The 12,784-nt window shown below is 66.2% G+C and carries 9 protein-coding genes; all 9 read right to left on the bottom strand.

All coding sequences use genetic code 11. The features are described from left to right. Window positions 1-36 precede the first annotated feature (36 nt). The 9 genes from rpsG to rplK all read right to left on the bottom strand — a co-directional run bounded on the left by rpsG (window position 37) and on the right by rplK (window position 12,679). Window positions 37-507 (bottom strand): 30S ribosomal protein S7, encoded by a 471-nt coding sequence (gene rpsG / locus ACIBB8_RS12315; protein ID WP_030977935.1) that lies wholly within the window; start codon window positions 505-507, stop codon window positions 37-39. A gap of 2 nt (window positions 508-509) precedes the next feature. After that, the gene (gene rpsL / locus ACIBB8_RS12320; protein WP_003948652.1) at window positions 510-881 is read right to left on the bottom strand and encodes a 30S ribosomal protein S12; all 372 of its coding nucleotides are present in this window, start codon (window positions 879-881) and stop codon (window positions 510-512) included. A gap of 895 nt (window positions 882-1,776) precedes the next feature. Next, window positions 1,777-5,676 carry a DNA-directed RNA polymerase subunit beta' gene (locus tag ACIBB8_RS12325; RefSeq protein ID WP_358856900.1) on the bottom strand — a complete coding sequence of 1,300 codons (3,900 nt, stop codon included), beginning with the start codon at window positions 5,674-5,676 and terminating at the stop codon, window positions 1,777-1,779. Window positions 5,677-5,774: 98 nt separating this feature from the next. Then, window positions 5,775-9,260 (bottom strand): DNA-directed RNA polymerase subunit beta, encoded by a 3,486-nt coding sequence (rpoB, locus tag ACIBB8_RS12330; protein ID WP_366133242.1) that lies wholly within the window; start codon window positions 9,258-9,260, stop codon window positions 5,775-5,777. A 240-nt stretch (window positions 9,261-9,500) separates the two neighbouring features. Then, window positions 9,501-9,719 carry a hypothetical protein gene (locus ACIBB8_RS12335; protein WP_398951128.1) on the bottom strand — a complete coding sequence of 73 codons (219 nt, stop codon included), beginning with the start codon at window positions 9,717-9,719 and terminating at the stop codon, window positions 9,501-9,503. Window positions 9,720-9,858: 139 nt separating this feature from the next. After that, complete coding sequence (gene rplL / locus ACIBB8_RS12340) at window positions 9,859-10,242, bottom strand: 50S ribosomal protein L7/L12 (protein WP_093897231.1); 384 nt, start codon at window positions 10,240-10,242, stop codon at window positions 9,859-9,861. Window positions 10,243-10,353: 111 nt separating this feature from the next. Continuing rightward, window positions 10,354-10,884, bottom strand: coding sequence for a 50S ribosomal protein L10 (rplJ, locus tag ACIBB8_RS12345; RefSeq protein ID WP_366689854.1), 531 nt, complete (start codon window positions 10,882-10,884; stop codon window positions 10,354-10,356). A gap of 557 nt (window positions 10,885-11,441) precedes the next feature. Further along, window positions 11,442-12,164, bottom strand: a complete 723-nt coding sequence (rplA, locus tag ACIBB8_RS12350) for a 50S ribosomal protein L1 (RefSeq protein ID WP_358856896.1) — start codon at window positions 12,162-12,164, stop codon at window positions 11,442-11,444. An 80-nt stretch (window positions 12,165-12,244) separates the two neighbouring features. Beyond that, window positions 12,245-12,679: a 50S ribosomal protein L11 gene (rplK, locus tag ACIBB8_RS12355; RefSeq protein ID WP_358856895.1), complete on the bottom strand. Its 435-nt coding sequence runs from the start codon at window positions 12,677-12,679 to the stop codon at window positions 12,245-12,247. Window positions 12,680-12,784: the final 105 nt, after the last annotated feature.

Below are 12,784 nucleotides of genomic sequence, written 5' to 3' on the forward strand. Positions count from 1 at the left end.
GGCTCAATCTTCTCTCGGTCTCGATGTGGGTAGCGACTACCAGCGGTAGTGCGCGAAGGCCTTGTTGGACTCGGCCATCTTGTGGGTGTCCTCGCGCTTCTTGACGGCAGCGCCAAGACCGTTGGAGGCGTCGAGCAGCTCGTTCATGAGGCGCTCGGTCATCGTCTTCTCGCGGCGGGCGCGGGAGTAACCCACGACCCAGCGCAGCGCGAGGGTGGCGGCGCGACCGGGCTTGACCTCGATCGGCACCTGGTAGGTGGCGCCACCGACACGGCGGGACTTGACCTCGAGCGAGGGCTTGACGTTCTCAAGCGCGCGCTTCAGCGTGATGACCGGGTCGTTGCCGGTCTTCTCGCGGAGGCCTTCCATGGCGCCGTACACGATCCGCTCGGCGGTGGAACGCTTGCCGTTGAGCAGGATCTTGTTGATCAGCGAGGTGACAAGAGGAGAACCGTAGACCGGGTCGATGATGACCGGGCGCTTCGGGGCGGGGCCCTTACGAGGCATTCTTACTTCTCCTTCTTGGCGCCGTAGCGGCTGCGGGCCTGCTTGCGGTTCTTGACACCCTGGGTGTCAAGGGAGCCGCGGATGATCTTGTAACGAACACCCGGCAGGTCCTTCACACGGCCACCACGCACGAGCACGATGGAGTGCTCCTGCAGGTTGTGTCCCTCACCCGGGATGTAGGCCGTGACCTCGATACCGGAGGTCAGACGCACACGCGCGACCTTACGGAGGGCCGAGTTCGGCTTCTTCGGGGTGGTCGTGAACACACGCGTGCAGACGCCGCGGCGCTGGGGCGAACCCTCAAGTGCGGGCGTCTTGTTCTTCTCGACCTTGTCCTGCCGGCCCTTCCGGACCAGCTGCTGGATCGTAGGCACTACTTCTCCGGTTTCTGTGTGCCGTTCGTGAAACTAACCTGGAACGTCACCGACCCACGCGGTCGGGTGTGTCGAATGCTGCGGACTCCCGCCCGAGGGCAGAAGGGGCACAGATCGCGGTGACCACTGACGGGCTCGCCGTGCGGTTGAGGACACGCACACGAGCCCAGGCACACCCCAGGCACAAGGTCTGAGCGTACCTACCTCACGGACTCCGGTCAAAACAAATGCTGTCCGCCGGGATGCGCGGGACAGAGCGTTGCGTCCCGTTCACCACCTGGCACAAACCAGTCGTTCCCCGCACATGCCACGGTCACTTTCGTCAGCCTCTCGCCCCACCGCCCGGCGGGGCGCGCCGGGGGGCACTCCCCTCGCTGACCGCCAAAAACTCCCGGCTCGCCCTGGACAGCATGCGTGTGAGCCAACTCCGCATGATGCAGGCCCAGATGGACCCGGCCGGCCCGTCGCTCGGCAGCGACGGAGCGCTATGAGCGGGAGGGGCCGAAGAAGCTCGCTCTGCGGGCGCTGAGCGACGTTCCGAACCAGCGGCTTCCCGGGTTTGGCCCCAGCCGGACCCCGCGACGCCACAGCTGCCGCTGGACGCCCGGGCTGGGCCGTGCACGGGACCGGCTGGACCGGGCGCACGGCCCCGTCGCTGTCCGGGAAGCCGCGGTATTCCGGGCCGCAGCCCGCCCGGCCGGCGGCGCGGGGTGCCGAACCCGCCACGCCGGGCACCCCCGGCCCCGCTGCTCTTCAGCCACCCTGCCCGACCCGGCTGCACCGCCTGCGGCCCTGTCCTCAGCCCGGACGCAGACCCCGCACACGCCGAAGGGCGGCCACCCCGTACGCAACGGGGTGACCGCCCTTCAGTCGTTCAGACCTTCGAACGACTCGCTTACTGGTTGTACGGACCGTAGTCGTAGTCCTCCAGCGGAACGGCCTGGCCGGAGCCCGTGCCGAACGGCGAGTAGTCGATGTCGTCGTAGCCGACGGCCGAGTACATCGCGGCCTTGGCCTCCTCGGTCGGCTCGACCCGGATGTTGCGGTAGCGGGACAGGCCCGTACCGGCCGGGATGAGCTTACCGATGATGACGTTCTCCTTGAGGCCGATCAGGGAGTCCGACTTGGCGTTGATCGCCGCGTCGGTCAGAACCCTGGTCGTCTCCTGGAAGGACGCCGCCGAGAGCCACGACTCGGTGGCGAGCGAGGCCTTGGTGATACCCATCAGCTGCGGACGGCCGGAGGCGGGGTGACCGCCCTCGGTGACCACACGACGGTTCTCGGTCTCGAACTTCGACCGCTCGACCAGCTCGCCCGGCAGCAGCTCCGCGTCGCCGGACTCGATGATCGTCACGCGGCGCAGCATCTGCCGGATGATGATCTCGATGTGCTTGTCGTGGATCGACACGCCCTGCGAGTTGTACACCTTCTGGACTTCGCCGACCAGGTGGACCTGGACCGCGCGCTGACCGAGGATGCGCAGCACGTCGTGCGGGTTGGTGGCACCCACGGTGAGCTTCTGGCCCACCTCGACGTGGTCGCCCTCGCCCACGAGCAGACGGGCACGCTTCGAGATCGGGAACGCCGTCTCGTCGCTGCCGTCGTCCGGGGTGACGACGATCTTCTTGGTCTTCTCGGTCTCCTCGATACGGATGCGGCCGGCCGCCTCCGAGATCGGGGCGACACCCTTGGGCGTACGGGCTTCGAAGAGCTCGACGACACGGGGCAGACCCTGGGTGATGTCGTCACCGGCCACACCACCGGTGTGGAAGGTACGCATCGTCAGCTGAGTACCGGGCTCACCGATGGACTGGGCGGCGATGATGCCGACCGCCTCACCGATGTCGACCAGCTTGCCGGTGGCGAGCGAGCGTCCGTAGCAGAAGGCACAGGTGCCGACCGCGGACTCACAGGTCAGGACCGAACGGGTCTTGACCTCCTCGACGCCGGCGCCCACCAGGGCGTCGATCAGGACGTCACCGAGGTCGACGTTGGCAGGCGCGATGACCTTGCCGTCGACGACGACGTCCTCGGCGAGCATGCGGGCGTAGACCGAGGTCTCGACGTCCTCCGTCTTGCGGAGCACACCGTCCGCACCCTTGACGGCGATCTTCAGCTTGAGGCCACGGTCGGTGCCGCAGTCCTCCTCGCGGATGATCACGTCCTGCGAGACGTCCACCAGACGACGGGTCAGGTAACCCGAGTCGGCGGTACGCAGGGCGGTGTCCGCCAGACCCTTACGGGCACCGTGCGTGGAGATGAAGTACTCCAGAACGGTGAGGCCCTCACGGAAGGACGCCTTGATCGGACGCGGGATGGTCTCGTTCTTGGCGTTGGACACCAGACCACGCATACCGGCGATCTGCCGCATCTGCATCATGTTTCCTCGGGCGCCCGAGTCAACCATCATGAAGATGGGGTTCGTCTTGGGGAAGTTCGCGTTCATCGCCTCGGCAACCTCGTTGGTCGCCTTGGTCCAGATCGCGATGAGCTCCTGCGTGCGCTCGTCCTTGGTGATCAGACCGCGCTCGTACTGCTTCTGGACCTTCTCGTCCTGAGCCTCGTAACCCGCGACGATGGCCTTCTTGGCCTCGGGCACGACGACGTCGGAGATGGCCACGGTGACACCCGAGCGGGTCGCCCAGTGGAAACCGGCCGCCTTCAGGTTGTCGAGCGTCGCCGCCACGATGACCTTGGGGTAGCGCTCGGCCAGGTCGTTGACGATCTCGGAGAGCTGCTTCTTGCCCACCGAGTAGTCGACGAACGGGTAGTCCTCGGGCAGCAGCTCGTTGAAGAGCGCGCGGCCCAGGGACGTACGCAGCCGGAACGTGTCGCCCTGCTGGTACTCCTGCTCGCCCTCCTCGGCGACCGGCGGCACCCAGCCACGCGGCGGGATGGTGCCCACCGGGAAGCGGATGTCGACCTGCGCCTGGAGCGACAGCTCGCCGGCGTCGAAGGCCATGATCGCCTCGGCCGTGGAACCGAAGGAACGGCCCTGGCCGATGACCTTGCGCTCCTCCTCGTCCGTGGTGAGGAAGAACAGGCCCAGCACCATGTCCTGGGTCGGCATGGTGACGGGACGACCGTCGGCCGGCTTGAGGATGTTGTTCGAGGACAGCATCAGGATGCGGGCCTCGGCCTGCGCCTCCGCGGAGAGCGGCAGGTGCACGGCCATCTGGTCACCGTCGAAGTCTGCGTTGAACGCGGTGCAGACGAGCGGGTGGATCTGGATGGCCTTGCCCTCGACCAGCTGCGGCTCGAAGGCCTGGATGCCGAGGCGGTGCAGGGTCGGTGCACGGTTCAGCAGCACCGGGTGCTCGGCGATGACCTCTTCGAGGACGTCGTACACCACGGTGCGGCCGCGCTCGACCATGCGCTTGGCCGACTTGATGTTCTGCGCGTGGTTCAGGTCGACCAGGCGCTTCATCACGAACGGCTTGAAGAGCTCCAGCGCCATCGCCTTCGGCAGACCGCACTGGTGCAGCTTCAGCTGCGGACCGACGACGATCACGGAACGCGCGGAGTAGTCCACACGCTTTCCGAGAAGGTTCTGACGGAAACGACCCTGCTTGCCCTTGAGCATGTCGCTCAGGGACTTCAGCGGGCGGTTGCCCGGGCCGGTGACCGGGCGACCACGGCGGCCGTTGTCGAACAGCGCGTCGACGGCCTCCTGCAGCATCCGCTTCTCGTTGTTCACGATGATCTCGGGGGCACCGAGGTCAAGGAGACGCTTGAGGCGGTTGTTGCGGTTGATCACACGGCGGTACAGGTCGTTCAGGTCGGAGGTCGCGAAGCGGCCACCGTCCAGCTGCACCATCGGACGCAGGTCCGGCGGGATGACCGGCACGCAGTCGAGCACCATGCCCTTGGGGCTGTTGCTGGTCTGCAGGAACGCGGAGACGACCTTGAGGCGCTTGAGCGCACGGGTCTTCTTCTGGCCCTTGCCGGTACGGATGATCTCGCGGAGGCGCTCGGCCTCCTCGTCGAGGTCGAAGGACTCCAGGCGCTTCTGCAGGGCAGCGGCACCCATGGAGCCGTCGAAGTACGTGCCGAAGCGGTCACGCAGCTCGCGGTAGAGCAGCTCGTCGCCCTCGAGGTCCTGGACCTTGAGGTTCTTGAAGCGGTTCCACACCTCGTCGAGACGGTCGATCTCGCGCTGCGCACGGTCGCGCAGCTGCTTCATCTCACGCTCGGCACCCTCGCGCACCTTGCGGCGTACGTCGGCCTTGGCACCCTCCGCCTCGAGCTCGGCCAGGTCGGCCTCGAGCTTCTTGGCGCGGGCCTCCAGGTCGGAGTCGCGACGGTTCTCGACCTGCTGACGCTCGACGGAGACGTGCGCCTCCAGCGAGGGCAGGTCACGCGTACGGCGCTCCTCGTCCACGAACGTGATCATGTACGCGGCGAAGTAGATGACCTTCTCGAGGTCCTTCGGCGCGAGATCGAGCAGGTAGCCGAGGCGCGACGGGACGCCCTTGAAGTACCAGATGTGGGTGACGGGAGCGGCAAGCTCGATGTGGCCCATGCGCTCACGACGCACCTTGGCGCGCGTGACCTCCACGCCACAGCGCTCACAGATGATGCCCTTGAAGCGGACACGCTTGTACTTGCCGCAGTAGCACTCCCAGTCCCGGGTCGGACCGAAGATCTTCTCGCAGAAGAGTCCGTCCTTTTCGGGCTTGAGCGTGCGGTAGTTGATGGTCTCCGGCTTCTTCACTTCGCCGTGCGACCAGGTCCGGATGTCGTCCGCGGTGGCAAGGCCGATCCGCAGCTCGTCGAAGAAGTTGACGTCGAGCACTTGTCGTCAATCCCTCTTTCGGGGTCGAGTCTCAATCAATGGTCTGAACGGGTCCGGGGAGAGCCGGCCGCCCCGGAGCGGGGCGGCCGGCCAGCCCGTCAGACCTCTTCGACGCTGCTCGGCTCGCGCCGGGACAGGTCGATACCGAGCTCCTCCGCCGCGCGGAAGACGTCCTCGTCCGTGTCGCGCATCTCGATGGACATGCCGTCCGAGGAGAGCACCTCCACGTTGAGGCAGAGCGACTGCATTTCCTTGATGAGCACCTTGAAGGACTCAGGGATGCCCGGCTCGGGGATGTTCTCGCCCTTGACGATGGCCTCGTAGACCTTCACGCGGCCGGTCACGTCGTCGGACTTGATCGTCAGCAGCTCCTGGAGGGCGTAAGCGGCGCCATATGCCTCCAGCGCCCACACCTCCATCTCACCGAAGCGCTGTCCACCGAACTGAGCCTTACCACCCAGCGGCTGCTGGGTGATCATGGAGTACGGACCCGTCGAGCGAGCGTGCAGCTTGTCGTCGACGAGGTGGTGGAGCTTGAGGATGTACATGTACCCGACCGAAACCGGGTCCGGGAACGGCTCACCGGAGCGGCCGTCGAACAGCTTGGCCTTGCCGGAGGGCTGGACCAGGCGGTCGCCGTCGCGGTTCGGGATCGTGGCCTCGAAGAGACCGGAGATCTCGTCCTCGCGCGCACCGTCGAAGACGGGGGTGGCGACGTTGGTGCCGGGGGCGACCTGGTCGGCGCCGATGGCCTGCAGGCGCTTGGCCCACTCGTCACCGAGGCCGGAGACGTCCCAGCCGCGGCTGGCGAGCCAGCCGAGGTGGATCTCCAGGACCTGTCCCGGGTTCATTCGGGACGGGACACCCAGCGGGTTGAGGATGATGTCGACCGGGGTGCCGTCTTCCAGGAACGGCATGTCCTCGATCGGGAGGATCTTCGAGATGACGCCCTTGTTGCCGTGACGGCCGGCGAGCTTGTCACCATCGGTGATCTTGCGCTTCTGCGCGACGTAGACGCGGACCAGCTGGTTCACGCCCGGCGGCAGCTCGTCGCCCTCTTCGCGGTCGAAGACGCGGACGCCGATGACCTTGCCGATCTCACCGTGCGGCACCTTCAGCGAGGTGTCGCGCACCTCGCGCGCCTTCTCACCGAAGATCGCGCGGAGCAGGCGCTCCTCGGGGGTCAGCTCGGTCTCACCCTTGGGCGTGACCTTGCCGACGAGGATGTCACCGGCGACGACCTCGGCACCGATACGGATGATGCCGCGCTCGTCGAGGTCGGCGAGGACCTCTTCGGAGACGTTCGGGATGTCCCGGGTGATCTCCTCCGGGCCGAGCTTGGTGTCACGGGCGTCGACCTCGTGCTCCTCGATGTGGATCGAGGAGAGGACGTCGTCCTGCACGAGGCGCTGCGACAGGATGATCGCGTCCTCGTAGTTGTGACCCTCCCACGGCATGAACGCCACGAGCAGGTTCTTGCCGAGCGCCATCTCACCGTTCTCGGTGGCCGGCCCGTCGGCGAGGACCTGGCCCTCGATGACCCGGTCGCCCTCGGAGACGACGACCTTCTGGTTGACCGAGGTGCCCTGGTTGGAGCGCGAGAACTTGGCGATGCGGTACGTGGTGTACGTGCCGTCGTCGTTGGTGACGGTGACGTAGTCCGCGGAGACTTCCTGGACGACACCGTCCTTCTCGGCCTTCAGGACGTCACCGGCGTCGGTGGCGCAGCGGTACTCCATGCCCGTGCCGACGAGCGGGGCCTCCGACTTAATCAGCGGCACCGCCTGACGCATCATGTTCGCGCCCATGAGGGCACGGTTGGCGTCGTCGTGCTCCAGGAAGGGGATCATCGCGGTCGCGACGGACACCATCTGGCGCGGCGAGACGTCCATGTAGTCGACCTCGGCCGGCGGCACGTAGTCGACCTCTCCGCCACGGCGGCGGACCAGGACGCGGGGCTCGGTGAAGCGCAGCTCCTCGGAGAGGGTCGCGTTCGCCTGGGCGATGACGAAGCGGTCTTCCTCGTCGGCGGTGATGTAGTCGACCTCGTCGGTGACCTGGCCGTCGACGACCTTGCGGTACGGCGTCTCGATGAAGCCGAACGCGTTGACACGTCCGTACGAGGCGAGCGAACCGATCAGACCGATGTTCGGGCCTTCAGGGGTCTCGATCGGGCACATGCGTCCGTAGTGGGACGGGTGCACGTCACGGACCTCGAAGCCGGCCCGCTCACGGGAGAGACCACCCGGGCCAAGTGCCGACAGACGGCGCTTGTGGGTGAGACCCGACAGCGGGTTGTTCTGGTCCATGAACTGAGACAGCTGGCTGGTGCCGAAGAACTCCTTGATGGAGGCGACGACCGGCCGGATGTTGATCAGGGTCTGCGGCGTGATCGCCTCGACGTCCTGGGTCGTCATGCGCTCACGCACGACGCGCTCCATACGGGCGAGACCCGTACGGACCTGGTTCTGGATGAGCTCGCCGACGTTGCGCAGACGACGGTTGCCGAAGTGGTCGATGTCGTCGGTCTCGACGACGATCGTCCGGCCGGACTCGCCGACCGTCTCGGTCTCCCCGGCGTGCAGCTTGACCAGGTACTTGATGGTCGCGATGACGTCGTCGGTGGTGAGCACCCCGGCGTCCAGCGGCTCATCGGCGCCGAGCTTCTTGTTCACCTTGTAGCGTCCGACCTTCGCGAGGTCGTAGCGCTTCGGGTTGAAGTAGAGGTTCTCGAGCAGCGTCTGAGCAGCCTCCCGGGTGGGCGGCTCGCCCGGGCGCAGCTTGCGGTAGATGTCGAGCAGCGCGTCGTCCTGGCCCTGGGTGTGGTCCTTCTCCAGGGTGGCGCGCATGGACTCGTACTCGCCGAACTCCTCGAGGATCTGCTCGGTGGTCCAACCGAGAGCCTTCAGGAGAACGGTCACGGACTGCTTGCGCTTGCGGTCGATGCGGACACCGACCATGTCGCGCTTGTCGATCTCCATCTCGAGCCAGGCACCCCGGGACGGGATGATCTTGGCGGAGAAGATGTCCTTGTCGGACGTCTTGTCGATGGAGGAGTCGAAGTAGACACCCGGCGAGCGGACGAGCTGCGACACGACGACACGCTCGGTGCCGTTGATGACGAAGGTGCCCTTGTTGGTCATGAGCGGGAAGTCGCCCATGAAGACCGTCTGGGACTTGATCTCGCCGGTCTCGTTGTTGGTGAACTCGGCCGTGACGAAGAGCGGGGCGGCGAACGTGAAGTCGCGCTCCTTGCACTCGTCGATCGAGTTCTTCGGGGGCTCGAAGCGGTGGTCGCGGAACGTAAGCGACATCGACCCGGAGAAGTCCTCGATCGGTGAAATCTCCTCGAAGATTTCCTCCAGGCCGGACTTGGTGGGGACGTCTTGTCCACTGTCCAGAGCAGCCTCGACGCGAGCCTTCCAGGCGGCATTGCCGAGGAGCCAGTCAAAGCTCTCGGTCTGCAGCGCGAGGAGGTTCGGAACCTCGAGGGGCTCCTTGATCTTTGCAAAAGAGATGCGCAGCGGGGCGGTGCTGGCACCGTTGTTCGTATTCGCGGTCGAGGCGTTGCGCGAGGCGGCCAAGAGGGGGTCCTTCCGAGGGCTCGGACTCACTACGCGCGTACCGGTCCCAAGTTGGACACGGAGACAGAAATCCCAGGTCAGAGACGTTCGGTCATCGGTGCTCAAGCGTGGGCATGCCCCTGGTGACGGGCAGGAGGCAGCTAACAGGCAGCGCAAAGGGTCAGTGTAGCCAAACGGCACACTGATGTCCAGTCCGGGTTCTCAGAGACCCTCGTAGCTCGCAACAGCTGTTCTCAACACCTATGAATCGCCCTCGCGCGGGATGCGCTCTTCTTTACTGCCCTCTTCGTCATCGATCCATGCCTCGAATTCGGATCGATGTGACGACGCGTCCTGAGAATTGCGCGCCGCGTGCGGTTCGTCAAGGCCCCCCTGCCAGGACAAGGCCGCCGAGACCGTCACCCGCCGTCCCTCGGCATCGGCCGACGGCCCAGAGACGCGTACGGCGAAGATCACCATACTCGTCAACCGCGGAAGAGCAAGGCAACCGCCTCGGGTACGCCGAAGGGCGACCACCCAAACGGGTGGTCGCCCTCCGCGATGTGACGTCCGTGCCGTGCGGCACGGGCAGTCAGAAGGAGTCAGCAGACTCCCTGAGTCACTTGACCTCGACGGAAGCGCCGGCGGCCTTGAGGGACTCGGCAGCCTTCTCGGCGGCCTCCTTGGCGACCTTCTCGAGAACCGGCTTCGGGGTGCCGTCGACGAGGTCCTTGGCCTCCTTCAGACCCAGCGAGGTCAGCTCACGCACGACCTTGATGACCTGGATCTTCTTCTCGCCGGCGCCGGTGAGGATGACGTCGAACTCGTCCTGCTCCTCGACGGCCTCAGCGGCGGCACCGGGGGCACCCGGGGCGGCAACGGCGACCGCGGCGGCGGCGGTGACGTCGAACTTCTCCTCGAAGGCCTTCACGAACTCGGAGAGCTCGATGAGGGTCATCTCTTCGAACTGCGCGAGCAGGTCGTCCTGGGACAGCTTCGCCATGATGGCGTCCTTCCACTAATTCGGCTGGTGCCGGATGTACATGTAGGCGGGCGTACGTTCGGCCCGCTGCGACCGTCGCCCTAACGGGCGGCGATCAATGCGCGAGCCGAATTACTCGGCACCGCCCTGCTCGGCCTTCTTGGCGCGAAGCGCTTCCGCAGTGCGGACGAACTTCGACGGCAGAGCCTGGAAGAGCTGAGCAGCCTGAGACTGCTTGCCCTTGAAGGCACCGGCCAGCTTGGCGAGCAGAACCTCGCGGGACTCGAGGTCCGCAAGCTTCTTGATCTCATCGGCGGACAGCGCCTTGCCATCAAGGACACCGCCCTTGATGATGAGGTTCGGGTTCTCCTTGGCGAAGTCACGAAGACCCTTCGCCGACTCCACCGGGTCACCGGTGATGAAGGCAACCGCCGTCGGACCAGTGAAGTGGTCGTCCAGCGAAGTGATCCCGGCCTCGTTGGCCGCAATCTTGGTCAGCGTGTTCTTCACCACGGCGTACTGGGCGTTCTCACCGAGCGAACGGCGCAGCTGCTTGAGCTGTGCCACGGTGAGACCCCGGTACTCGGTCAGCACGGCGGCGTTCGAGCCGCGGAACTGGTCCGCGAGCTCGGCTACCGCGGCAGCCTTGTCGGGCCTTGCCATGAGCGTCGGCCTCCTTCCGGGTGATGAGGACCGCTCAGAAGGGGCCGGGAAAGACGAAACGCCCCGGCACAAGTGCCAGGGCGCAGCTCGACCGGACAGAGTCCAGGAGCTTTCCACAGTCACCTGCGCAGGTCGCCCGTACTCAACGGATCCTTCGGTCACTGCCCCCTCTTGCGAGAGCGCAGCAACGACCAGCGGTCTTTGGCTTCTGGAGGAGACTACGCGACCGGGGTCGCGCCAAGCAAATCCGTCCCGGTTCGGGCGGTGCGGGAGGTTCAGGACACGCCCGCGGTGCTGCCCTGCTGCTGCTCCACGAGCTTCCGGAAGTCCACCGTGCCGGCGGCAGGAGGCTCCTCGACCGTGACCCGGGGGCCGTACCTGCGTCGAGCCGGGAGTTCCTCGCGGTCGGCCTGTGGACGTCGGCCGTCCCGGAGTAGTGCGTGGTGGCGCCGCCCCGTGCGTGCTCCTGGCGGACACGAGGACGGGCCCCGCACCTCGAAAGGTTGCGGGGCCCGTCAATGTCACACGTGACACGGCTTTCGTACGAGCGCGGTGGCTCAGACGGCGGCCGGGTCCTCCTCGACGAGGAGGTTACGGGTGCGGTTCGCGTCCAGCGGGATGCCGGGGCCCATCGTGGTGGCCAGGGTGGCCTTCTTGATGTAGCGGCCCTTGGCGGCGGACGGCTTCAGACGGAGGATCTCCTCCAGCGCCGCGGCGTAGTTCTCGACCAGCTTCGTGTCATCGAAGGAGACCTTGCCGATGATGAAGTGCAGGTTCGAGTGCTTGTCGACGCGGAACTCGATCTTGCCGCCCTTGATGTCGTTGACAGCCTTCGCGACATCGGGGGTGACCGTACCGGTCTTCGGGTTCGGCATCAGACCACGCGGACCGAGCACGCGGCCGAGACGGCCGACCTTGCCCATGAGGTCCGGAGTGGCGACGACGGCGTCGAAGTCCAGACGGCCCTTCGCCACCTCGTCGATGAGCTCGTCGGCGCCGACGATGTCGGCGCCCGCGGCTTCCGCGGCCGCAGCACGGTCACCGGTCGCGAAGACCAGGACCCGGGCGGTCTTGCCGGTGCCGTGCGGGAGGTTCACGGTGCCACGGACCATCTGGTCGGCCTTGCGAGGGTCTACACCCAGGCAGAACGCGACCTCGACGGTGCCGTCGAACTTGGTGGTGGCGGTTTCCTTGGCGAGACGGACGGCCTCGAGGGGGGCGTAGTTCCGCTCCCGGTCGACCTTGGCGTCCGCAGCGCGGAGGTTCTTGCTGCGCTTCACTTCTGCTCCTGTGGTTTCAGGTGTGGAGGCGTGGTACGGGCCAGCGCTTGGCCCTGCCACTGAAGGACTACGGGGGCTGATCAGCCCTCGACCGTGACGCCCATCGAACGGGCGGTGCCGGCGATGATCTTCTCCGCGGCGTCCAGGTCGTTGGCGTTCAGGTCGGGCAGCTTGACCGTGGCGATCTCGCGGACCTGGGCGCTCGTGAGCTTCGCGACCTTGGTCTTGTGCGGCTCGCCGGAGCCCTTGTCCACACCTGCGGCCTTGAGGATGAGCTTGGCGGCCGGCGGGGTCTTCGTCACGAAGGTGAAGGAACGGTCCTCGTAGACCGTGATCTCCACCGGCACGACCATGCCACGCTGCGACTCGGTCGCGGCGTTGTAGGCCTTGCAGAACTCCATGATGTTGACGCCGTGCTGGCCGAGCGCGGGGCCGACCGGCGGGGCCGGGTTGGCCGCACCGGCGTTGATCTGGAGCTTGATAAGCCCCGTGACCTTCTTCTTCTTGGGAGGCATTGCTCTCTCCGGGTCCTAGTGAGAGTTTTTCGCCGTCATCCGGTCATCCGGATGCAGGCATACCGCACAACGATAACGGGTATAGCTGCGCGACCAAAAACCGAG

The sequence above is a fragment of the Streptomyces sp. NPDC051286 genome, from assembly GCF_044455345.1.
Lineage (GTDB): Bacteria > Actinomycetota > Actinomycetes > Streptomycetales > Streptomycetaceae > Streptomyces.